Genomic DNA, 22,224 nt, shown 5'->3' with positions numbered 1-22,224 from the left:
ACGACCAGTACGCCGTGCAGGCCTTCGAAGCGCAGGCCGTGGACTACCTGCTCAAGCCGGTGCAGCCGGCGCGGCTGGCACGCACGGTCGCGCGGGTCCAGGAGGCGCTCGGCAAGCGCAAGGGCGCTGGCGGCGGGCTGGATGTCGTCGTCGAGCAGCTGAGGCACCTGCTCGCCCCGATGCCGGCGGCCGCTGCCACACCGCTGCGCATGATTCAGGCCGGCGTGGGCAGCGGCATCCGCATGGTGCCCATGGCCGAGGTGCTGGCCTTCGAGGCGGCCGACAAGTACGTGCGCGTGCTGACCGCCGGCCACGAGTACCTGATCCGCACGCCGCTGAAGGACTTGCAGCCGCAGCTCGACCCGGCCGAGTTCTGGCAGGTGCACCGCGGCACGGTGGTGCGCGCATCCGCCATCGAGGCGGTGACGCGCGACGAGGCCGGCAAGCTGCACCTGGCACTGCGCGGCCGCCCGGAGCGCTGGAGCGTCAGCCGGCTGTACGCGCATCTGTTCAAGGCGATGTAGGTAGCCATCACTCCGCCGCGGCTGCAAATGCGGCCCTGTCCTACAGCCGCGCGCCCGGTGCTGCGGTTTACTAGAGCCATCGGTTTGCGGGCTGGCCGAGCAATCGACCGGCCCCTTTCGGAAATCACCCCGACTCCTCTGAGTCCCCTCCTCCTCCGGGGTGAGCTGGTCCGGCCCTCCGTCCCGCGACTGGCAAGTTACCCCCAGGCCCCAAGCCTGGGGGTTCTTTTTTTGTTCCTTTGGCGCCGCATCCTCGCAGCCCTCATCGCAGGCGCGCACGCCGACACCGAACCGGGATGGGCCGGGTAAGGTCGGTCCTACCGGCGCTGCTGGAGCGTTCGGGCACCCCCATCGCGTTCACCGGGGGTACCTTGTCACCGTGCGGCGACACCCGGAGTGGGCGGCGCGCCGCCCCGTTCCCGATGCCGCGCCAGGATTCCCGCCTCCCACGCAACAGCGAGCGCCCCAACGGGAGCGCCCGCCGCAGCGAGCGCGCGACGGCCGGCCAGCAGGCGCGTCCCGGCAAGAGCGGCTACGGCATGGACAGCATCCGCCGCAACCTGCGGGTGCAGCTGGAACAGCGCCGCCTGCTGCGGCCGGGCCCGCCGCCGTGGGATGACGACGACAAGAGCAACGGCGCCGACGGTTCGTCCTGACGCGAACGGGCCACCCACCGTCAGCGGCCGAAAAAAACCCCGCGGCGCCGAAGCGCACGCGGGGGACCTTGGAGAAAAACGTTCGTGCGGTCGCGTCAGCGATCAGCGCCAGTGGCGATGGCCGCGATGGCCGTGCCCATGGCCATGGCCATGGCCGCGGCTCTTGAAGTGACCGTGGCCGTGGCCGTGGCCGCCATGCCAGTTGTTGCGATACACCACCACCGGGGCGGGCTGCTGGTAGTAGATGCCGCCCGGATAGACGACTTGCGGCTGGGTATAGACCACCGGCGGCACGATCACGGGCGCCGGGGCGACCACGACCGGGGCGACCGGACGGTGGTTGCCCACGCCCACATGGACGCCCGGGGCTGCGTGGACGCCGACCGACCAGTACACGTCCCTGGCCTGCGCCGAACCCATGGCGGCGACTGCCAGCGAACCCAGCAGGGCCGCCTTGCCGATGAGGGAACGGGTGGAACTCATGGAAATCTCCTGTTAAGGGTGTTCGCGGCGCGCATGGCACACCGATGTGCGTATTTAACGCTGGGGCAACCCGACTGGATACGCCCGGCAGGTCAAGAGCGTTGCCAGACGTAACCCAGCGCAGCCGGGGTAACCCGTAGTCGCAACCTAGAATCGCCCTCGATATGACCTCCCCTGCCGAGAAAGACAGCGCCAAGCCAAGCCATTTCCTGCGCCAGATCATCGAGCGCGACCTCGAACAGGGCACGTACTCGCAGCGGCGCTGGGCGGGCCACCCCGGTGATGCGGACACGCAACAGAAAGGCCCGCTGGACCCCGCGCGCATCCGCACCCGCTTCCCGCCCGAGCCCAACGGCTACCTGCACGTGGGCCACGCCAAGAGCATCTGCCTGAATTTCGGGCTGGCGCGCGACTACGGCGGCATCTGCCACCTGCGCTTCGACGACACCAACCCCGAGAAGGAAGAGGTCGAGTACGTCGAATCGATCAAGGACGCCGTGCGCTGGCTGGGTTTCGACTGGGACGCCAAGGGCACCAGCCACCTCTACCAGGCCAGCGACTACTTCGACTTCATGTACCGGGCCGCCGAGTACCTGATAGGCGCCGGCCTGGCCTACGTGGACGAACAGACGCCGGAGCTGATGCGCGCCAACCGGGGCGACTTCTCCCGGCCGGGCGTGGACAGCCCCTTCCGCAAGCGATCCGTCGACGAGAACCTGCAGCGCTTCCGCGAGATGCGCGACGGCCAGCTGCCAGACGGCGCCGCCGTGCTGCGCGCGAAGATCGACATGGCCAGCCCCAACATCAACATGCGGGACCCGGCCCTGTACCGCATCAAGCATGCGGAGCACCACAACACGGGCGACAAGTGGTGCATCTATCCCATGTACACCTTCGCGCACCCGATCGAGGACGCGCTGGAGAACATCACCCACAGCTTCTGCACGCTGGAGTTCGAGGACCAGCGGCCGTTCTACGACTGGCTGCTGGACCGGCTGGCCGAGGGCGGGCTGATCAACAAGCCGCATCCGCGCCAGTACGAATTCGCGCGCCTGAACCTGACCTACGTGGTCACCAGCAAGCGCAAGCTCAAGCAGCTGGTGGACGAAGGCCACGTGGGCGGCTGGGACGACCCCCGCATGCCCACCATCGTCGGCCTGCGGCGGCGCGGCTACACGCCCGAATCGCTGCAGCTGTTCGCCGAGCGCATCGGCGTGAGCAAGGCGGACAGCTGGATCGACTACTCGGTGCTGGAAGGCGCCCTGCGCGACGACCTGGACCCCAAGGCCGCCCGCGCCATGGCGGTGCTGGACCCGGTGAAGCTGGTGATCGAGAACTGGGGCGAAGTCATGGGCGCCGACGACAAGCTCGATCCCTGCAGCGCGCCGGTGCACCCGCACGACGCATCGCGCGGCCGGCGCCAGTTCATGTTCGGCCGCGAACTGTGGATCGAGCGCACCGATTACGAGGAAACGCCACCCAAGGGCTTCTTCCGCCTGTTCCCCGGCAACAAGGTTCGCCTGAAGTACGGCCACGTGGTGGAGTGCGTCGGCGCGGACCGGGATGCCAACGGCACGATCACCCAGGTGCGCGCGAAGCTGGTGCCCGACACCAAGAGCGGCACGCCGGGCGCCGACGCCGTGAAGGTGAAGGGCAACATCACCTGGGTCGGCGTCGCCGACGGCCTGAAGGCGGAAGTGCGCCTCTACGACCGCCTGTTCGCGGTGCCGCAACCGGGGACCGGGGAGAAGGACTTCCTCGAAGAGATCAACCCGGATTCGCTGAAGGTAGTGACGGCCTACGTGGAGCCGTCACTGCGCGAAGCCAAAGGGGACGAGAAGTTCCAGTTCGAGCGGCACGGGTACTTCGTGGCGGATCGGGTGGAGCATCGACCGGGTGAGCGTCCGGTGTTCAACCGGGTGACGGGGTTGAAGGATAGTTGGGGGAAGTAGCGGGTACTTGCGGCCAGCTGTCCGCTTCAGCAACCGAGCTCGCGATACTTTTTTCTTTGCTCGAACAGCCGTTGCTCCGTTGGGGTGGCCGCCGCGCCTTGCGCGAATCCCGGTTTGCTCGCACCAGCTTCTATATCGGCATCCAGCTTCCCGCATTCGAGTCGATCAGCTGGGGCCAGCTTGGCGCGCCGAAGTCGCCTCTCTCTCTGCTCTGGCGTTTCGTTGAACAGCGGTCTCAATGCGTCAGCCATAGCCTTGTTGTGTTCAGTCCGGGCAACGTCGGCGCCCTTGCGGGTCTTCCCCGTCCACTTGTCCAAACCCTGAGTAGGGGTGGTGTCGACGACCGTAGCTCCCAGGCAAGGCTCGTGCGAATAGACAACGGACCCCTTCGACACACACTTGTAGACAGCCTGGGCGCCGCACGTGGCGGAGCTGAAAAGCAAGCCGCCCACGAAAACCAGGCGGAGGGGATTCATCGCGTTCCCCTGCATGAGGGGTACCGGGAACAGCCCCAGAAATGGGAACCGGCATTCGGTCCGTTCTTCGCGGTCCGGCGCACCATGGGCGCCTTGCACTTCGGGCAATCCGGCGTGCGCTGAGCCGTCTGCGCCGAGGGGCGGACAGGCGGAGCGCCCGACGGGGCAGCCGATGATGCCTTGGCTTGCTGAATCAGTCCGAACAGCTTCGGCCCATCCACCAGCGTGATGTTCCGGCCTTCAGCAAACGCACGGGCGTCCGAGCTGAAACCGCCCGACGTGACCACGAAAGCGCCGGCCGCGCCCCGTGCAACCATGACGCCGAACAGTTCACGTACCACATGGACACCGACCTGGGTGGCTTTCCACTGCTTGCATTGCACCAGGTACGTCTCACTGCCCTTTCTAAGCACGAGATCCACACCGCCGTCCGCACCGCCGCCTCCGACTTCGGTGACCGTGTACCCCTGCTGGCGGAAGGCTTCGCCGACGAGGAGCTCGAACTCCGTCCAGCTCATGCCATGCAGGGCTTGCGGGGACCTCGCACCGGCGACACTTGTCACCAGGCCTTTGCGCTTCCGGCGACGAAGGAAGGAGATCAGGGCCGCCACCATGCACAGGAAGGGTGCGAGGTACTGGCCGGCAGTTGCCAGGCCGGCGACCATCGACTGAATAGCCAGATCGGCTATCTGCCCGGGCTGGGTGGCGGTCACCTTAGGCGGAATCGCCAAACGGTGAAGGACAAGGTACGAGACAAGGGCCAGCGTGACACCCGCCCACCAAGGCAGCAACGCCACCAGGTCCACCACGTCTTCGGCAGTGCTTTGCCGGCGTCTTCTCGCCATGTCTCCCTCCGTCTTTGTGCCGACATGCTAGCGAGCATCCGCGCTGTGGGGAAGACATGGCACGGTTGGCCATGCGGCTTCATCAAGGGGACCGTTTCAAGAACCTTTCAGGTCAAGAGTTCTCTACTCCAGCGGCGCATACCAGTACTGCAATCAATGAACTTCCGCGCTGCGACCGCAACGGCACGCAGCGTGCGAGGACCGATGTCAGCAGGTGCCGGGAGGCGCCTGGGGCGCCCCGCGGCGCTGCGCTACATCCGCTTGAACTCGTCTCGTAGAGGTCGATCCGCTCGACCCTGCGCAGGGGCGGTGTCGCGCGCCGCACGGACCATCGACCGTTCCGTGCTGGTCTTGCTGCGCCCAGTCTCGATCGGCAGGCCGCGTGGCGACAGCTTGGAGCGGATGAATCCGCCGGCGCAGTCCGCCCCGAACGAGGGCGAGGGCTCCCCCAGCCTATAGGTGCTACCCGACTCCGTGAAGGCGACCGGGTACGTGCCCGGCCAGGTGCCGGCGCCCAGCATGCGGACCTCCACCACGGGTGACGTCACGATCGTGCCCCCATCCTTGTGGCCCGGCCGGTCGTACACGGTTCCCGCGAGCCGGTTGCGGCCTACGACACCCCACTGCTCGATCCGTTGACCGTTCATGATTTCTCTCCCTGCCCCGAGGCGCAAGAGGTCCCTCGCGAAGGAGAAAAATGTATGAACCGCGCCGCGTGCGTTGCAGGCGATTGGCTCGAACGAGCCCGGGCCCGAAAGAGGCACCCGGCGGCTGATCAACGCCGCCCGGGGCCCTTTTTGTGCTTCGCCCAATGCGTGGCTTCGCCCGAAGCCTCGCCGTCCGATTGACAGCGCCAGGCGGCACTCCAACTTGCTGTTCACTTGCGTCCTCGGATGTTGCTGGTCAGACTGCAAGACGAGCCAGGCACGACCCCGTTCGCCGACTCATCGCCCCTGACGTCCCTTTGCGCGAAAGGAATCGAGATGGTCCGGACATCCACGAATCGCCTCGCCGGGCAACTCATGCGCGGCAGTCTCGCCCTGGCACTGGCTGCACTCGGCCTCGGGTGCGCCGGACCCGGCCCTGGAGCCGACAGCGCGCGCGGCGCTTCGGCACTGATCCAATCGCTGAAGAGTTCGCGCGTCATCGACCTGTCGCACACCTGGGAAACCGGGTCGCCGGTCGCCTCGGTGAATCCGCCCTACGCCTTCGCGCTCAGTGCGACGCACGGCAAGACGCGCGGCACGTTCAACGATGGAGGCCAGCTCTCCTTCGCCGCCGAAGAGATGCGCTGGAGCGGCCAGCACGGGGCACCGAGCATCGATGCCCTCGGCCACATCGGGCGCAACGGCAAGCTCTTCGGTGGCCTGGACGCAGCGGGGGTGACCGCGCAGCCGGCCGGCATCGGCGCCGGCGGCGTAGGTGCCCACCTGGCGATCGACCAGTTCCCGACCGAGCTCCTGGTCAACCGGGGCGTCCTGCTCGACGTGGCAACCATGGTGCAAGGCAACGCCAGCCCGTTGCCGGCCAATTTCGAGATCACGGGCGCGCACCTGGCGCAGGCGGCGCAGCGCCAGGGCGTGCAGCTCCAGCGCGGCGACACGGTGTTCATCCGGACCGGCTGGGGCGCGCACTTCGCCCGCGACCCGAAGCTGTACGCCGGCGAATCGTCCCCGGGCCCGGGGCTGGATGCCGCCGAGTTCCTCATCCGGCAGGGCGCGCGCATCGTGGGCAACGACACGCTCACGTTCGAGAAGCGGCCGCCGGTCGTCAACTCGCCCAGCTTCCAGGTGTTCCCGGTCCACATGCGGCTGATCGCCGACTCGGGCATCTACATCGTCGAGAACCTGAACCTCGAGGAACTCGCCGCCGCCAAGGCCTACGAGTTCGCCGTGGTCGTGCCACCGCTCAAGGTGAAGGGCGGCACCGGTTCGGCCGTGCGCATCTTTGCGCTGGTCCCGCGGTGATCGGTCCCTTCCTCGCCGGCCTCCGCACGCCTGGCCGGCGGGCAGGCTGGCTCGGGGGCCTCAGGTCGCCTGGGGCTTGGGGTAGAGCACCATCTGCGTGCAACGGAAGAGCGCCAGGGTCCGGCCTGACTCGCGGTGGGTCAGGACGGCGTCCCAGACCTGGGTCGTGCGTCCCAGGTGGGCCGCGGTGGCGACACAGTCGACTGTGCCGTCCCTGGTCGTTCCGAGGTGGTTGGACTTGAGCTCGATGGTGGTGAAGCCCTGTGCGCCCTCGGGCAGGCTGGCCGTGCACCCGTAGCCGCAGGAAGTGTCCGCCAGCGTGACGAGCGTCCCGGCGTGCAGGAAGCCGTTCGGGGCCATGTGGAATTCGCGCACCTCCAGTTCGGACTTCACCTGGCCGCGAGACATCGCGGTGATCGTCATGCCCAGGTGGCCGGGCAGCTTGCCCCGGCCGAGGTCGTTGAAGAAGTCCGGCTGCATGGATGGAGGCATGGTTCCTTGGCTGTAGGGATGGACGAGCGAGTCACTCTACATCGTCGATGCGGTAGAGCGCTGCGATTGGCTTCTGCGCCACGGTGGTTCGAGCCGAAGTGGGCTCGGCTCTGCGATCGGCCGTACGAGGCTAAGCGACTGGACCCGATCCGCCCTCTCCGGCGAACCTGGCCAGCCCCTCGCCGGCCAGCCGGTACCGGATCCATTCGGGCATGGCGACCGCGCCGATCGATTCGTAGAGGGCCATCGCGGACCGGTTCCAGTCCAGCACGCTCCACTCGAAGCGGCCGCAGCCCTTCTCCACGGCCATGCGCGCCAGGTGCTGCAACATCGTCCGGCCCGCCCCCGCTTTCCGGTAAGCCGGCGATACGTACAGGTCTTCGAGGTAGAGACCTGGCCGGGCCTGCCAGGTGGAGTAATTGAAGAAGTAGACGGCGAACCCGGCATCCTCGCCCACCACGCGACCATGGGCGGTGAGCTCACAGTTCGTTGCCAGGCCTTCCGAACTCGCGGACAGGGTCGCCCTCACAAGGCAGAAGGAGCGCGCAGGCCATGAAAGTGATTCTCTGGATCGTCGGCATCATCTTCGCCATCGGCCTGCTGGTCGTCCTGGGGACGGGCGCGCTCATCTTCTAGCGAAGGTCGGCACATCGCCGGAGACGCGCTGTATCGCGGTCCGTCGTCCTCAGCCGCCGATCGAGGAGTCGCCGCCGGATCGGGCAAGCTTCCGCCAAGGCGACTTCCGCATGCCGACAGCCATCCTTCTCGAGTCCGCAGCTCTGGCGCTCGTGTTCGCGCTGGTCCATGTCGGCGCCCGGCGGCTGGCCTTCCTGTCGCGCCGACCGCGCAGCATCTGGCTGTCCCTGGGCGGTGGCGTTTCCGTCGCCTATGTGTTCCTGCAGCTCTTGCCCGAGCTTCACGAGGGGCAGCACGCGGTACGCGAAAGCGTGGGTCTGCGCCTGGGCTCGACGGAGAGCGAAATCTACCTTGTCACGCTCGCGGGCCTGACCATCTTCTACGGCCTCGAGCGGCTGGCCGCGGCCTCACGCCGCAGCGTTCGCGAAGCCGGCGGTGGCGACCGGACCGCGGAGGGGGCCTTTGCGCTGCACATCGGCTCCTTTGCCTTGTACAACGCGTTGATCGGCTACCTGCTCGTGCATGGTGAACGTGGCGACGAGCTGCTTTACGGCTTTGCCATGGCGCTGCACTTCGTCGTGAACGACCAGGCCCTTCGCGAGCACCACAAGGAGCGCTACGAGCGCCAGGGTCGCTGGCTCCTTGCGGGCGCCGTGCTTCTCGGCTGGCTGGGCGGGGTTTGGCTCGACCTGCCTGAGCTGGGCATTCGCCTCATGATCGCGCTACTGGCCGGCGGGGTGATCATGAACGTGCTCAAGGAGGAGCTGCCAGAAGAACGTCAGAGCCGCTTCTGGGCTTTCCTGGTCGGCGCCACTGCCTACGGAGCCATCCTGTTGGCGGTGTAGCCGATGCCCGCAAGCGGTTCTCTCCCGATGGCTGTGCGAAGGTTGGGTGCTGAGGAATAGGCGGCGGGCCGCGATCGCCCGCCGAGCGCATCCCGCGCCTGGGTATGCCGGCGCCGGGCCGGCATGCAGGCGGGTCAGGTCAGGCGCACGACACGCGCGCCGATTTCACTTCCTCGAACCACCCGAGCTTGCGATCGCCCAGGTCGGGAATCGACTGGCCTGCATCGAGCACTGCCGTGCGATCCCGGAAGTTCTCGTTGTCGAATGTGCGCACCGTGGCCTTGGGACCCACGACGGCGCTGTCCCAGTCGCGCCAGGCATCGCCCAGCTCCATCCGGGGCAGGTCGACCGGGCCGGCCAGCGTCAGGGTGTCCCCCTTGAAGCCCTTGTCATCGAAGAACCTGACCCAGCAGCCATCGGCCAGGCGCTGGCCCTGGGCCTGCTCGGCCGGCAGCAGCACCAGCACCGCTGCAGGTGCAGCCTGCGTTGCCCCGGACCCACTGGAAGCCTGCCGCTCCTTCTGCCGGGGTTCCTCCTGCGAACCTGCCGCAGCGGTCCCGCTGCCGCCAGAGGAGCCCGTCTGCCCCGGAGCGCCCATGGCCTGCGCCGCATTCGACGGCTGGTACGCATCGATCATGGCGGCCTGCGTTTCCCAAAGCGCGCGGTGGGCCTGCTGGATCGCCTCGTTGCGGCGTTCGCCCGCGGGCTGCTGGGCCATCTCTTGGATCGACTGGCGCAGGCTGTCTGCCGACTTCATCAGCTGCTTGACCGACTTGTCGTAGTCGGCCGTGGAGGTCATGCCAGCGACCCGCATGTCCGGTGGCAGCGCCATCATCGCCTGCTGCGTGCGCAGCAAGGCGTCGTGCGCGTTCGAGATGGCGCGCTCGCGCTCGGGTCCGGGCGGCTTTTGCGCGAGCGCCTGGATGGACTGCCGCAGCCGGTCGGCGGAATCCTGCAGCCGCTGCATGGCCTGGGTCGGAATGGCCTGGCGGCTGACGACCGTGCCGCCTGACGCACCGGGCTTGTCGTTGCCCGATTGCGCAGTGGCGGTGCCCCCGGCCACTGCGCAAGCGGCGACCAGGGCGAGAACGGTCTTCTTCTTGAACTGCATGGGGATGACTCCTTCCTTGTTGAACGATGACGTAGACCCCCTCGCTGCGCGAGCGGAGGACTGGCGTGGTCCGGGAGAACGCCTTCAGTGGGACGGAATGACGACCAGGGGCTCCGGGGTCTTCGGCACGAAGCTCACCTGCTCTTCGCTGCGCGGCAGCACCACGGTCTCGACCCAGCGCAGCAGGCCTCCGCCGGCGACGCTGCCGCTGGCATTGCCGAAACCCAGCACGCGTGCTTCGCAGGAGGCGCGTTCCTCACCACTGAAGGGTTCGCAGCGTGCCAGGGCATTGGCCATGTAGTCCTCTCCCGGATGCGCCAGTTCACCCTTGCGGCGGGCTGCTTGCGCATGGCGTGCCTCCTTCAGGCAGTTCTCGCGGGCCCGCTGGGGCTCGCTGGACAGGCAGGACTGCACCTCGCTGCGGTAGTCGCCCGAGCGATCGATGGATGTCTGTCGCCGCGTGATGGCCGGCAACTCACCCGAGGGCGCCACGTTGTTGCCGCTAGCGGGCAATTGGGCAAGGACGACACCGGAGGTGGCGAACGTGGCCAGGCCTCCCACATACAGGCACGCGTGGCGCAGCCTTCTCAACATGCTCGTGTGCATACACGACTCCTTTCTGGTTACCCGATCCCACTCTTCGAGCGCGCACGCGAGTGGCGGTTCACGGCCGTCTGGTAAGGAGCAGGCGGTGCCTGAAGTCAGTGCGGGCCGCGCCCAGCGTCGGTTCGCTCCGACGGTGATTACCCCGATAAGCCCCCCAGGCTGCGCGGCTCATCCCGCCGGCTGCATTGGTGCAAACAGGTCGGCGCCTGCATGGACCGGGCCGCTGCGCTCGGCCCGGCGCAGCTTCTGGGTCGGGAGCCCGGACGGTCAGGGACGCGCCGAGCCGAGTGGATAGCCCTGGCTGTCGATGAAGAGCACGACAGCCTGCATCGTGGCGGTCCCCTCCACGTCTGGGCCCGGCAATCCCACCACGCCCACGGGTTCGCCGATCTCCGGTCGCTCGACGCCCCACTCCAGCAGCTTCGCCAGCGTGGGCAGTTCGACCCGCCAGGCCCGCTCGAAGACGGGGACGACAACATGCGAGAGCAACTGCGCCGTGCTCTCGGCGCCACGGTGCGGCAACAGCTTGCGCTCCCGCAGGTCGGTCGGCAGCCGCTGCGCAGGTTCATGCACCAGGCGCAGGTGCGGGTGCGGGTCGTTCCAGAGCAACGTTTTCACGTCACCCTCGATGTAGAGCGGCGGAACACCCTGGTAAGGCCGCCACGGGTGATCCGCGCGAGCCCCGGAAGTCAGGAGCAGGGCGCCCACGGCTGCCAACTCACGCCGGTTCATCTTCGATCCTCCAGAGGCTTCTGTCGCTCTGCCCTATCGCAGCGTCGGCAGCCGGTCGCGGAACTCCAGCTCCAGCTCGGCCGCTTCGCCTTCCGGTTGCGCCTCGATGCGGAATTCCAGCACTTCACGCGGAGCGAAGTCGTAGGCGCCGACGTAACTCACCATTCCGTTGCGCGACCTGGCTTCGCGCATCGGGATCTCGCGTTGCATGCCGGCCAGGTTCCTGGCGACGGCGCTCACCTTCGCACTCACGTTGCCTCGCGCGGCCGTGGTCTTCTCGACCACCACGTTGAGCACGCCGCGATCGGGCGCCGGATCGATGCCGTGCGAGCGCGCCGTCGCCGGGTCCAGCGCCGTGCTGACGACGGTACTGGCGCGCAGCGCATAGCCGTCACGCACGACCTGGTGCGGCTGTGCCATCGCTGATGCCGCGGTCAACATCACCGCGCCCGCGAGCAGTAACGAGGGCCATCCTGATGGGGAAGTCTTTCCCGGGGGATCCGTTGTGGCGCTTGATCGCATGGACAAATGGGTACACGAGCATCGAAGGGAGGAACGGCCGCGACGACCTTCTCCCCCGTGTGAACAACTGCGAGCCGCGCGGTTCCGGTGCGGAGCGTTTTTCAGGCAAGGGAATGATTCTGGTGGGATGATTCGGGCGCCAGGCCGCAGCCGATTGCAATCTGCGGCCATGCTGCGCGGCTGGGCACCGGGCCAGCACGGCTGAGCGCCCTGCCTCAGGCTGGACATCGCTGCTCTCTGCCTGGTCGTGGCAGCCCTGCCGGCCTACCTGAACCACCGGTTCATCCGGCTGCCGACCACGATCGGCGTGATGGCGATCGCGATCGGACTCTCGCTCGCGATCATCCGCATCGACCTGCTGGGCTACCACGGGCTGCGCCGCTTCGAGGAGTCCTTCGCCTCGTGCAGCAGGCCCTTGAGCAGGAAGGGCTTGCGCCAGTGCTGCCGGATCTGCGCCATGCCACCCCGGCCGCGACGACGGTCGGGCTGTGCGCCCGCTGCTACCCCGCCGGCGGGGAGCCGTCGGCGGGCACCGCCGGCCGCGGCGGCACCAGCGCCCGGCTCTCCTGCCGCAGCAACCCGGACAGGAAGCCGGACACGTCCGGCGCCAGGTGCACGATCTTGCGCCGCCGGATGCTGTCGTACTCCGGCGTCTTCACGCCCATGCTGCGCATGGCCTCGAGCACGCGCGCCTCGTGCGAGCCGCGGAACACGGCCGGCTCGGACAGCACGCCCAGCACCAGCGTCTCGGAGGTCGAGACCTCGTCCCTCGATTCGCCGAAGGCGCCTCCGATCCCGGGCACGCTGCGCAGGCCGACCTGCCCGGAGTTGTCGTACTTCTGGCTGCCGTTGGAGAGCGTCCCCAGCACGACCGGGCGGCCATAGGGGAAGTTGCCGGCCACGGTGTACTTGTTGGTGGAGACGTTCAGGATCTGCGCATTCAGCCCCGGCTCCAGCGTGGCGATGGAACTGAACTCGAAGTTCAGCTTCAGCTTGACGTGGTCCGGCGAGACCCGCTCGGGCTGGATGTTCAGCACCGTGCCGGTCTTGGCCGTGTACTCCGTCGCGTCGCCGCCCTGCGTGCCCGCATACAGGATGGTCAGGTCGGCGCCCTCGCGCACTTCCGATTCGGCCCCGATCGAGGTGACGACCGAGGGCGCCGCATTCAGGTACACGCTGCTGCGCAGGTTGATGGGCAGCACGCGGACCGCGTACTGGATGTCCGGAATCGACAGGTGCGGCTGCAGGGCCAGCCGCACGGACTGGTTGACGCCGTCGGTGGTGCTGCGGGTGCGTTCGAAGGCGAGGAAGTTCTCGCTCGGGGACGCCCCCAGCTGGATCGCCAGGTCGTTGAGGAAGCCGGTGCCGCGCGTGGTGGCGTCGGAGGCGTAGTACCGCACGAAGTACACGCTGGCGACCACGTTCAGCTCGCGGCAGGCCGGTTCGTCGTCGAGGTTGTCCTCGCTGCAGACCAGGTCCTCCTGCACCGGCTTGGCGCCCAAGGCATGCGGAATCGTCGCCACCGGGGCGGCGTAGGTGGCGTCGTCCGGCAGGTACACCGCGCGCACGAAGCGGCTGGCGGGGTCGTCGTCCTGCGTGGCCGCGGCCTGCATCGCGTCGAACAGCGTGCGCGCCACTCGCTCGCGGCCGCCGCGCAGGGCGGCGATCGCGGACAGCGCCCAGTACATGCTGCGATCCTCGATCAGCGCCGCGTTGAGGAAGGCGACCTGCGCCTCCGACGCGTTGCCCATTTCCAGTTCAGCCAGCCCCAGGCCGGCGTAGGACGGCGCATGGTCCTGCGCGAACCGAGCCGCGCTCGCGAAGGCGGACCGGGCGAACACCGTCCTGTGCTGCGCCAGGCGGTCGCTCTCCAGCATGTCGACGGCGTAGGTGAAGTGCCGGCGCCAGTCCTGTCCCAGGTTCTGCACCGGCTCCGCCGGGGTCTCGTACAGCGGCAAGCCGCCGCAGCCGGCCAGCGCGAGGCACAGCGCCAGCTGCAGCGGCCCGCGCCGGATCAGGCGCCGCCGCAAGCGGCTTTCCATTCCTGCGCCTTCTTCACCACCTCGCCGTAGGGGCCGAGCAGCGACGCCAGGCGATCGACCGCCTTGGACTTGAGCTTCTCCATCTTCTCCTCCTTCATGTCCGACACGTCGGCCAGGTAACCGAAGGGGGCGGGGATCTTCTGCGTGCCCAGGCTGACGGCGCTGGAGTCGCCGTTGTACCAGTACTTGCCGCGCACCTTGACCTTGATGTAGTCGGTGGTGATGTCCTCCACGCTCACGCAGGTGGCGACCTTGACGCTGCTGCTCAACTTGATCTGCGGCTGGCAGACCTCGCCCTTCTCGGTGTCGCTGATGAAGTACTGGTACAGGTTCAGCGTCGTCCAGTTGTTGTCGCTCCACTTGAAGTAGGAGTTGTAGGACAGGTCGATGCCCTTGATCTGGCCCAGCAGGATGGGCTGGTCCTTGCCATCCACGCCCATGGCCTTGTCCGGGTAGATGGGGAACAGGCGCAGGTCGGCCTTGATCTGGATGGTGCGTTCCTTGCCGCTGAAGTTCTTCTTGTCCTTGGCGTGCAGGTAGAACAGCGGATAGCCGTTCTCGCGGATCTCGTTGAGCTTCTGCCGCTTGTCCTGCAGGTCGGCGACCACGTGCACGACCTTGCAGGCGGTCTTCTGCGCCTTCTTGAACTTGGACACGGTGCCGGAATCGAGCTTGCTCATCACGGCGCCCAGCGCGGCATCGTCGGTCGACTGGCTGCAGCGGACCTGCGCGACGTCGACCTTGGTGCTCTCCTCGTCGAGCGCCACCTGCGCCAGTTCCTGCGCATTGGCCATGGTGGTCGTCACCTTGGTCGGCAGCGTCTTCTGGATCTGCCCCTCCTTCATGGGGGCGGTGTAGCCCGCCAGCTTGTAGCCGGTGTTCACCAGCTGGGTCGCGTCCTGCGCCGTCTTGTTCAGGTTCTCGAAGGCCTGGAAGTACTTCTTGGTGTAGTCCTTCGAGGTGGCGGTCTCGAAGTCCACCTTCAGCGAGCCGAAGGACTTGTCGCTCAGGCTGCCCAGGCTGCCGATGCGCGACTTGATGTTGTTCAGTTGCGCGGAGCAGCTCTCGGCGGCTGCGGCCGCGGTCGGCAGCAGGGCCAGCGTGAGCAGGGGCAGCGCCAGCACGGCGCCGATCCGGTCGACTTTGATGGACATTCGCGTCTCCTCCATGTGTAGAGCCATGCCGCAGCCGAATCGGCGGGCCGGGCCGGGCGCATGATCGATTCGCAGCCCGGCCGGGCCAATACCCAATTCATGGTAGAGCTGGGCCCGCGCGTGCCGCTGCGCGCAGCCCTCACCCGTTCTGCGGCAGTTCCAGCGGCAGGCTCAGGGTGAGCCGCGCCCCGCCGGCTTCCCAGGCCTCGATCGCGATGGCGCCACCGAGCTGCGCGGCCCGCCGGCGCATGTTCTCCAGGCCGCGGCCGCCCGGTTGCGAGGCGAAGGGCGCACCGTCGTTCTCCACCACGATGCAGGCGCCGGCCGGGGCCTGCGGCCCGCCGCGGATCACGATGCGCGCGGCCCGCCCGTGCCGGATCGCGTTGGTCACGGCCTCCTGCACGATGCGCAGCACGTTCAGGGCATGCGCCGGGGTCACGCCGGAGATCTCGGGCAGGCGCGCGATCGACCATTCGAGCTCGATGCCCAGGCGCTTGAGCTGGCGGGCCAGCCGGTCGCGGAAGTCGCCCAGGGCGACCGGCAGCTCGCGGTCGCCGATGTCCAGCGAGTGGATCACCAGCCGCAGGTCGTCCAGTGCCTCGCGGGCGGTGCGCTCGATCGCGGCGACCCCTTCCCGCTCGGCCAGGGCGACGATGGAGGCCAGGTGTCCGCTCAGGCCGTCGTGCAGGTCGGCGGTCAGGCGCTGGCGTTCCTCGCTGCGCGCCCGCTCCGCCGCCTCCACCCGGTCTTCCGCGTGCAGCCGCTCCAGTTCCTGCTCGCGTTCGGCCAGCCGGCGCGCGAGATTCGCATTGGCTTCGTCGAGCCAGCGCAGGCTCACGCCCAGGCGCCGCATCAGGATCACCGCGATGCCGACCATGAGCAGCGGCCGGTAGTACATCGCCAGGAACACCGGCCCGTCCAGCACGCGCGCGGCGACAGCGCCGTCGTGCACCGCGGCGATCGCCAGCAGCAGCAGCGGCACCAGCATCAGCCTCGCTTCCTGCACGCGCTTCCTCCACGCGCCCCAGATGCAGATGGCCGCAGTGGCCAGCAGCGACAGGATCATCAGCGGCGCGCCGACGGCGAGCACCAGCCCGAACGGCGGCACCAGCCCGCTGGCCGCCAGCAGCATGCAGGCGGCGGGCACGAACACGGTGGCTGCCTGCAGCAGGCGCGGAGGCGGCGTGCCGTTGATCAACAGCGCCACGATGGACAGCATGCCGGTGCCCGCCAGGCTGGTGAAGAAGGCGTACGGCATCAGGGTGGGGACGCGCGGATGCAGGTCCACGAACAGCCCCGCGTAGCCGGCCATGGTGGTCACGAGCAGGGCGAGCAGCCACAGGAACAGCGGCTCGCGCGGCCGGTACAGGCAGGCCATGAGCACGGCGACGATGATCAGCAGCTGCGCGGCTAGCACCATCAGCCGCAGGTGCTCCAGCAGGAAGATGCGCAGGCGATAGGCAGGTCCCAGCTGTCCGGACGTGCCGACGTAGGCCGCCGACAGGTACCCCGGCATCAGGCCCACGGTCGCGAGCCGGATGTCCACCGTGTTGTGCCCCGGCACCAGCCGGTCCGCGGGCAGCACCACCAGCGCCGCGACGCCCGAACTCACGCCGATCATCCGCGCGCGGTTGCCGGTGTCGGCCAGCTGGTGCCCGCCGATGGACACGACGGCCCGCTGCGCCAGCATGGGGATGAACAGGTACAGCGGCTCCGGCGGGACGGCCGCCAGTTCGAAATTCAGCTGGTAGTCGAGTTCGCCGGCCCGGCGCGGCCAGCTGTGGGGCAGGTCCACGGCCACCGGCGGGGCGCCGCTCGCATCCACGAGCACGGCCGTGGCCACTTCCAGCGCGCCCCGCGGCCGGGGCAGCTCCAGCCAGTAGGGCGAAGTGGCCACCGCCAGCAGCAGCAGCGCACCCAGGCACGCGGCGAGCCGCCGCATCACAGCCGGATCAGCCCGCGCCGCGAGGCTTCGAACACGGCCTCGGACCGGTTGTTCGCCTCCAGCTTGCGGTAGATGTTCTTGATGTGGACCGGCACCGTCTGCTTGGAGATGCCCAGCTGCTGCGCCAGCTCCGCGTAGGTGAAGCCCTTGGCGATGCCCCACAGGATGTCGGTCTCGCGCGCCGTCAGGGCGGCGGCCAGCGGCGGCGGCGGGGCCGGCGGCGAGGCGTTGAGCCGGCGCACGATGACGCGCGCGATGGACGAGGAGATGGGCGAACGGCCGGCCCGCAGTTCCTCGATGGCTTCGACCAGCTCGATCGAGTCGGCGTCCTTCAGCAGGTAGCCGGCGGCGCCGGCCTCGATCGCCTCGATCACGGACCGGTCGTCGGCCAGCACCGAGATCACCATGGCCTCGGCCTGGGGATTGGTCGCGCGCAAGGTGCGGATGGCCTGGGTCCCGTGGCCGTCGGGCAGGCGCAGGTCGGTGATCAGCAGGTCCACGCCGGCGTCCCGCAGGTGCGGCAGGGCCTCGCCCAGGCTCGCGCAGGCCGCCACCAGGGACGCACCCGGCCAGTCCTGCAGGATGCGCGTGAAGCGCTGGCGCAGCGGCTCGTCGTCCTCCAGCAGCAGCACCCGGCACACGGCCGCCTGACCCTCCTCCATCCGTCGCCCTCGATCGTTTGCGTAGTCGCCGCCATCCTGCGGCGCGCCAGTGTGGCACGCCGGGGGGCGATTCCCGATACCGTCTTCATGGTAGTCGCCCGACCTTCGGGCCGCCCGCGAGCCTACGGCGCAACGCTTGACACGGGAAGGCGAACGGTGAACTCCGAACCCTTGCCGGCTCCGGAGCTGCGGGCTTGGACGGTCCCCTTGTGCAGTTCCACCAGCCCCTTCACCACAGCCAGGCCGATCCCCAGGCCGCTTGGCTCCAGGTCCTCAGCCTTCGCCTCCCGCGAGAACAGGGTGAAGAGCTTGGGCAGCATCTCCGCCCCAATGCCGACACCCGTGTCCTGCACGCGGATGACCACGTCGGACTCCTCCTGGGTGGCCTTGACCCACACCCGGCCACCGGCTGGCGTGTACCGGATCGCGTTGGCGATCAGGTTCTGCATCACCTGCTGGAACCGCTCCCGGTCCACGTCCGCGTACAGCGCTCCCCTTGGGAGGAGGCTCGTCAGGTCCACGCCCTTGGATGTCGCGGAGTCCTGGAAGCCGATGCAGATGTCGTGAAGCGGAGCGCGGAGATCGATGGTCTCGAGGTGCAGCGGGACCTTCCCGAGCTCGATGCGACTCGCGTCCATCAGGTCCTCGGCCATCCTGCGCAAGGCGCGGACCTGGTCCTCGATGATGGCTGCGACCTTCTCGACGGTTTCCGGGCTCGAGGAGGCCTTGCGCAGGATGTAGGCCGAGTTCTGCAGGGGCGTGAGCGGGTTGCGCATCTCGTGCCCCAAGGTCCTGACGAAGGCGCGCGTCCCCATCTCGGAGGCTTCGGCGGCGGCGACCCGCTGCTCCAGCCTTTCGACCCGGGTCTGCAGGTCGGTGCGGTCGCGTGCCACCTTCACGTAGCCGAGCAGTGCCCCGTTCCGGTCGCGGACCGCCTGCATCGTCCCGGTGATCCAGATGCGGGTACCGTCCTTGCGGACATGCCACCTGTCGTCCTCGGACCGGCTTCCAGTTGCCGCGATCTGCAGCTCCTGGGCGTCCAGCCCGCGGGCACGATCCTCCTCGGTGAACAGCAGGCCCAGCGGCGCTCCGATCACCTCGTGTTCCTCATAGCCGAATATCTCGGCTGCGCCACCGAGCCAGGCCTCGATCTCGCCGCGGCGATTGATGCAGATGACCGCGTACTCGCGGGTGACTGCGAGAAAGCGCTCGACCAGCTGTGCGATGGATGTTTCTGCGTCCATGGCATATCTCCGGGAATCGGCAGGGACGCGAGCCCGGATCCCTTGCTACTCCTTCCGCGCCCAGAGTAGCGGCGACGCCGTTGCGGCTGAGTCGGTTCCATGCGACTGTTCGCGTGCGGTCCGCGTCGGTTCGACCTGGTGCGAACGGCCAATCCCCTGTAGGTGATCCGCGTACCGGCTGCCCCCGGGGGCGGACGCGAGGGCGGCACGCGTCCTACGGCGCGTCCGGCAAAAGGGCTGCGCGCCGAATGAATCCTTCCGGCGGCGCCCTTGTGGCAGAGCACGAACTGAAGTGCAGTTGTCCTACAAACGGCCCAACACATTCCGTCACAATAGGACGAAGGGCAGCAAACCGAAGTTCTTGACGACGTCATGAAACCCGAGCAGTTCGAGAAGGCGCTCCAGGAGTGGGATCGCGCGGAAGATGAAGCAGTGAGGCTGGAGGCCGAAGCCTTCCGGCAGAGCAGGCAACTTCAGGAAGGCGCCGCGGCGACCGTCCGGCAAGCACGGGAATCGCGCCGGCGTGCAGACCAGATGCTGGCGGCCCTGGCATCAGGCGCTGTTCCGGAGTCCTGCCCGGAAAATCCCGACCTGCCGCTGCGCGAGGGCTCTTCAGGCTAGCCGCCCTCGCCTGGCAATCGACGGCCAACGAAATCGGACAGGTCCGCGAAGGACGGCAGGAACGACGTCCGCATCGGCTTGTCACGTTTCCGGGCATGGGGTCGTCCAACGACGACGGCCCTACCCACGCATGCCGCGCCACCACGGGGCCGAGGAGGAGCACCATGGCGTCCCTCGCAACCCGCCTGCAGCGCCGGGAGGACATCGCGCACGGCACGATGGCCTTTCATTTCGACAAGCCGGCCGGCTTCCGCTTCAAGGCCGGCCAGGCGATCGACCTCATCCTGCCGGATCTCGCCGGCGGCGCCTCGGGGAGCGACCGCCACGCGTTCTCCATCGTCAGTGCGCCCCACGAGTCCGACCTGGTGGTGGCCACGCGCATGCGGGACAGCACCTTCAAGAACGCGCTGGCGGGCCTGCCCATCGGAGGACTGGCCCAGGTCGATGGGCCGTTCGGCTCGTTGACCCTGCACCGCAAGCCGAACCGGGCTGCGGTGTTCATCGCCGGCGGCATCGGTATCACGCCTTTCATCAGCATGCTGCGGCACGCCAGCCGCAACGCCCCGGACCAGCGCCTGGTCCTGCTGTATTCGAACCGGCGACCCGAGGACACGGCCTTCCTGACCGAACTGCAGCGCCTCGAGGGCGACAACCGCAACTTCCGGCTGGTCGCCACCATGACGCGGATGGTCGAGTCGAGCCTGCTGTGGATGGGCCGGGCCGGCCCCATCGACGAAGACCTGCTGAAGCGGGTCGCCGAGGACCTGCCGGATCCCATCTACTACGTGGCCGGGCCGCCGTCCATGGTCACCGCCCTGTGCGATGCCCTGGAGCGCGCGGGCGTGGATGCGGACGACATCCGAAGCGAGGCGTTCCACGGCTACTGAGACCAGCGCCATGGCCGGGGACAGCAGCGGCAAGACCGCTTTCGTGCTGGCCGGGGGCGGCAGCTTCGGGGCCATCCAGGTCGGCATGCTGCGCGCGCTCGTGGCCCATGGCGTGCTGCCCGACCTGGTGGTCGGCGCCTCGGTGGGCGCCCTGAACGGCATCCATTTCTGCTGCGATCCCACGCCCGACGGCGTGGCGCGGCTGGAGGCGATCTGGTGCGGGCTGCGCCGCAGCGACGTGTTCCCCATGTCGACCCGCAGCCTGATCGGGCTCTTTAGGGGCGCGGCCTCGCTCGTCGATCCAGCCGGCCTGCGCGCGCTGGTCGAACGCCACCTGCCCCACCCGCTGCTGGACGACTGCACGATCCCGCTGCACGTCGCGGCCACCGACCTGCTCTCGGGCTCCTCGGTGCTGATCTCGTCCGGCCCCGCCGTCGACGCGGTCCTGGCCAGCTGTGCCATCCCGGGCGCCTTTCCCCCGGTGCGCCTGGGCGGGCGCTACCTGATCGACGGTGCGATCGCCAGCAACACGCCGGTGATGGCGGCGCTGTCGCTCGGCTGCAGCCGCCTGGTCGTCCTGCCCACCGGCTTTGCCTGCGCATTGAGCGCGCCGCCCGCGGGCGCGCTCGCCAGCGCCTTCCACGCCCTGAACCTGCTGGTCGCGCGACAGCTGGTCCGTGATCTGGAGCAGTTGCCAGGCCTGGTCGAGGTCGCCACGGTGCCGCCCCTGTGCCCGCTCGCGGTGTCGCCCTACGACTTCTCGCGCGCGCACGAGCTGATCGAACGCGCGGCGGAAGGCACGCAGCGATGGCTGGAGAACGGCGGGCTTTCGCAGCAGCGCATCCCGGGGGCGCTGCGGCCGCACGTCGACGATCCGGCGGAGGGCGGGACGTGCGAGGCTGCGGGGGAAGCGGCCGTTTCGAATTCCTGAGCCGTCGTCGAAGAGTCCGGCCAGCCCTCTTCCGACCCGAAGCAGACCCACCTGGTCGCTAGGCGTTCACGGCTCCGGGATCCTGTTTCGCGGCCGATGCCGGCAGCCCGAAGACCCGGTCGAACGCCCAGGTGAACGCGATCGCGTAGAAGAAGAAAAACACGAGCAGCCCCAGGTTGGCCACGAAAGCGGCGGCCACCGAGATCTCCAGCCAGAGTGACATGACGGGTAGGAGGATGACCACCAGGCCGCCCTCGAACCCGGCCCCGTGCGCCAGCCGCCTCGCGAGCGAGCGGCCGCGCACGGCCTGCCGCGACTCCCAGCGCTCGAAGATCCAGTTGAAGACGTAGTTCCACGCGAGCGCGATGGTGGACAGCACGACGGCCAGCCCGAAGGTGGAGCTTTGCGGCTCGTCGAAGACCAGGCTCAGGGCAGGCCCTACGACGGCGATGGCGATGCCCTCGTACAGGAGGGCTTGAAGAATGCGGCGGGTGATGGGTGACATCTCTGGACGAGGAGCATACGCGAGCGGGACCCACGCGTACTGCTGGAGCCGTCGAGCTATGTACGCTGGAAGCGAATGAGGAGCGACTCAGGCTTCCGTCGCGTGGTTCAGGCAGCGGATGACAAGACACTGACTACTCGCCCACGACCGCCGCAAGCTCCCAGGTCCCGGTGGCTTCGTCGAGCCGGACGATGTAGACGCCCTCCCCGGTCTCCCCTTTCCACCAGCGCTGGTCAGCACCGTACCAGCGATCCAGCACCGAGCGCACGTCCACACGGCGAGATCCGAACCAGATGGCGACCGGCTCGGCAGGCGCATGGGCGGCGGACGGCAGGCATTCGACCCGGATCATTCATCGAAGCGGCTGGGCTGTTCGGACACGTGTG

The 22,224-nt window shown here is 68.4% G+C and carries 24 protein-coding genes and 1 pseudogene; 8 read left to right on the top strand and 17 right to left on the bottom strand.

From position 1 onward, the window contains the following. Together VEC03_RS10635 and VEC03_RS10630 are read left to right on the top strand one after the other, a co-directional pair. A partial coding sequence (locus tag VEC03_RS10635; protein ID WP_324915044.1) for a LytTR family DNA-binding domain-containing protein occupies positions 1–524 on the top strand: 524 nt, incomplete at its 5' end. 422 nt (positions 525–946) lie between these two features. Next, positions 947–1,180 carry a hypothetical protein gene (locus VEC03_RS10630; RefSeq protein ID WP_324915042.1) on the top strand — a complete coding sequence of 78 codons (234 nt, stop codon included), beginning with the start codon at positions 947–949 and terminating at the stop codon, positions 1,178–1,180. 102 nt (positions 1,181–1,282) lie between these two features. On the opposite strand, the gene VEC03_RS10625 is transcribed toward VEC03_RS10630, so the two are convergent. Further along, positions 1,283–1,663: a hypothetical protein gene (locus tag VEC03_RS10625; protein ID WP_324915040.1), complete on the bottom strand. Its 381-nt coding sequence runs from the start codon at positions 1,661–1,663 to the stop codon at positions 1,283–1,285. Between the two features lie 164 nt (positions 1,664–1,827). Between VEC03_RS10625 and VEC03_RS10620 the strand changes: the two genes are divergently transcribed. Further along, on the top strand, positions 1,828–3,615 hold the full coding sequence (locus VEC03_RS10620) for a glutamine--tRNA ligase/YqeY domain fusion protein (protein WP_324915038.1): 1,788 nt from the start codon (positions 1,828–1,830) through the stop codon (positions 3,613–3,615). Positions 3,616–3,641: 26 nt separating this feature from the next. Here the strand turns inward: VEC03_RS10620 and VEC03_RS10615 are convergent, their stop codons facing one another. From VEC03_RS10615 to VEC03_RS10605, 3 genes are all read right to left on the bottom strand, one after another. Beyond that, positions 3,642–4,091 carry a DUF4124 domain-containing protein gene (locus VEC03_RS10615; protein WP_324915036.1) on the bottom strand — a complete coding sequence of 150 codons (450 nt, stop codon included), beginning with the start codon at positions 4,089–4,091 and terminating at the stop codon, positions 3,642–3,644. Then, positions 4,088–4,936, bottom strand: a complete 849-nt coding sequence (locus tag VEC03_RS10610) for a restriction endonuclease (protein WP_324915034.1) — start codon at positions 4,934–4,936, stop codon at positions 4,088–4,090. The genes VEC03_RS10615 and VEC03_RS10610 overlap by 4 nt, the downstream gene beginning before the upstream one ends. Positions 4,937–5,187: 251 nt before the next feature. Beyond that, on the bottom strand, positions 5,188–5,583 hold the full coding sequence (locus tag VEC03_RS10605; RefSeq protein WP_324915032.1) for a hypothetical protein: 396 nt from the start codon (positions 5,581–5,583) through the stop codon (positions 5,188–5,190). 375 nt (positions 5,584–5,958) lie between these two features. Here VEC03_RS10605 and VEC03_RS10600 point away from each other — a divergent pair, with 375 nt between their 5' ends. Then, entirely contained in the window at positions 5,959–6,903 is a 945-nt protein-coding gene (locus VEC03_RS10600) for a cyclase family protein (protein ID WP_324915030.1), read from the top strand. A gap of 60 nt (positions 6,904–6,963) precedes the next feature. Here VEC03_RS10600 and VEC03_RS10595 read toward each other — a convergent pair whose 3' ends face one another. Both VEC03_RS10595 and VEC03_RS10590 read right to left on the bottom strand, forming a co-directional pair. Continuing rightward, entirely contained in the window at positions 6,964–7,395 is a 432-nt protein-coding gene (locus VEC03_RS10595) for a PaaI family thioesterase (protein WP_324915028.1), read from the bottom strand. Positions 7,396–7,525: 130 nt separating this feature from the next. Next, positions 7,526–7,927 (bottom strand): annotated as a pseudogene (locus tag VEC03_RS10590) (GNAT family N-acetyltransferase); the annotation flags it as partial. Between the two features lie 214 nt (positions 7,928–8,141). On the opposite strand from VEC03_RS10590, the gene VEC03_RS10585 reads away from it, so the two are divergent. Next, a complete protein-coding gene (locus VEC03_RS10585; protein WP_324915026.1) occupies positions 8,142–8,876 on the top strand; it encodes a hypothetical protein in 735 nt (244 codons plus the stop codon). A 139-nt stretch (positions 8,877–9,015) separates the two neighbouring features. Here VEC03_RS10585 and VEC03_RS10580 read toward each other — a convergent pair whose 3' ends face one another. From VEC03_RS10580 to VEC03_RS10540, 9 genes are all read right to left on the bottom strand, one after another. Continuing rightward, a complete protein-coding gene (locus VEC03_RS10580; RefSeq protein ID WP_324915024.1) occupies positions 9,016–9,987 on the bottom strand; it encodes a beta/gamma crystallin domain-containing protein in 972 nt (323 codons plus the stop codon). 84 nt (positions 9,988–10,071) lie between these two features. Continuing rightward, entirely contained in the window at positions 10,072–10,593 is a 522-nt protein-coding gene (locus VEC03_RS10575; RefSeq protein ID WP_324915022.1) for a hypothetical protein, read from the bottom strand. 267 nt (positions 10,594–10,860) lie between these two features. Continuing rightward, on the bottom strand, positions 10,861–11,211 hold the full coding sequence (locus tag VEC03_RS10570) for a hypothetical protein (protein ID WP_324915020.1): 351 nt from the start codon (positions 11,209–11,211) through the stop codon (positions 10,861–10,863). 147 nt (positions 11,212–11,358) lie between these two features. Then, positions 11,359–11,745 carry a DUF4426 domain-containing protein gene (locus VEC03_RS10565; RefSeq protein ID WP_324915018.1) on the bottom strand — a complete coding sequence of 129 codons (387 nt, stop codon included), beginning with the start codon at positions 11,743–11,745 and terminating at the stop codon, positions 11,359–11,361. Between the two features lie 602 nt (positions 11,746–12,347). After that, positions 12,348–13,889 (bottom strand): hypothetical protein, encoded by a 1,542-nt coding sequence (locus tag VEC03_RS10560; protein WP_324915015.1) that lies wholly within the window; start codon positions 13,887–13,889, stop codon positions 12,348–12,350. Continuing rightward, positions 13,862–15,043: a hypothetical protein gene (locus VEC03_RS10555; RefSeq protein ID WP_324915013.1), complete on the bottom strand. Its 1,182-nt coding sequence runs from the start codon at positions 15,041–15,043 to the stop codon at positions 13,862–13,864. Before VEC03_RS10555 ends, VEC03_RS10560 begins: the two co-directional genes overlap by 28 nt. A 139-nt stretch (positions 15,044–15,182) precedes the next feature. Further along, positions 15,183–16,985: a sensor histidine kinase gene (locus tag VEC03_RS10550; RefSeq protein WP_324915011.1), complete on the bottom strand. Its 1,803-nt coding sequence runs from the start codon at positions 16,983–16,985 to the stop codon at positions 15,183–15,185. Beyond that, on the bottom strand, positions 16,985–17,650 hold the full coding sequence (locus VEC03_RS10545) for a response regulator transcription factor (RefSeq protein WP_324915009.1): 666 nt from the start codon (positions 17,648–17,650) through the stop codon (positions 16,985–16,987). The genes VEC03_RS10550 and VEC03_RS10545 overlap by 1 nt, the downstream gene beginning before the upstream one ends. 122 nt (positions 17,651–17,772) lie before the next feature. After that, positions 17,773–18,894, bottom strand: a complete 1,122-nt coding sequence (locus VEC03_RS10540; RefSeq protein ID WP_324915008.1) for a PAS domain-containing sensor histidine kinase — start codon at positions 18,892–18,894, stop codon at positions 17,773–17,775. Between the two features lie 372 nt (positions 18,895–19,266). Between VEC03_RS10540 and VEC03_RS10535 the strand changes: the two genes are divergently transcribed. The 3 genes from VEC03_RS10535 (at position 19,267) to VEC03_RS10525 (ending at position 21,333) form a co-directional block, all read left to right on the top strand. Then, positions 19,267–19,515 (top strand): hypothetical protein, encoded by a 249-nt coding sequence (locus VEC03_RS10535; protein ID WP_324915006.1) that lies wholly within the window; start codon positions 19,267–19,269, stop codon positions 19,513–19,515. 164 nt (positions 19,516–19,679) lie between these two features. Then, entirely contained in the window at positions 19,680–20,402 is a 723-nt protein-coding gene (locus VEC03_RS10530; protein WP_324915004.1) for an FAD-dependent oxidoreductase, read from the top strand. A gap of 10 nt (positions 20,403–20,412) precedes the next feature. Continuing rightward, a complete protein-coding gene (locus VEC03_RS10525) occupies positions 20,413–21,333 on the top strand; it encodes a patatin-like phospholipase family protein (protein ID WP_324915002.1) in 921 nt (306 codons plus the stop codon). A 58-nt stretch (positions 21,334–21,391) separates the two neighbouring features. On the opposite strand, the gene VEC03_RS10520 is transcribed toward VEC03_RS10525, so the two are convergent. Then, positions 21,392–21,838, bottom strand: a complete 447-nt coding sequence (locus VEC03_RS10520) for a PACE efflux transporter (protein WP_324914999.1) — start codon at positions 21,836–21,838, stop codon at positions 21,392–21,394. A 133-nt stretch (positions 21,839–21,971) separates the two neighbouring features. Further along, on the bottom strand, positions 21,972–22,190 hold the full coding sequence (locus tag VEC03_RS10515) for a hypothetical protein (RefSeq protein WP_324914997.1): 219 nt from the start codon (positions 22,188–22,190) through the stop codon (positions 21,972–21,974). Positions 22,191–22,224: the final 34 nt, after the last annotated feature.

Source organism: Ramlibacter sp. (genome assembly GCF_035627355.1).
Taxonomy (GTDB): domain Bacteria; phylum Pseudomonadota; class Gammaproteobacteria; order Burkholderiales; family Burkholderiaceae_C; genus Ramlibacter.
The sequence above is the reverse complement of the archived record's forward strand: the minus strand, read 5'-3'. Positions and strand labels throughout refer to the sequence as shown.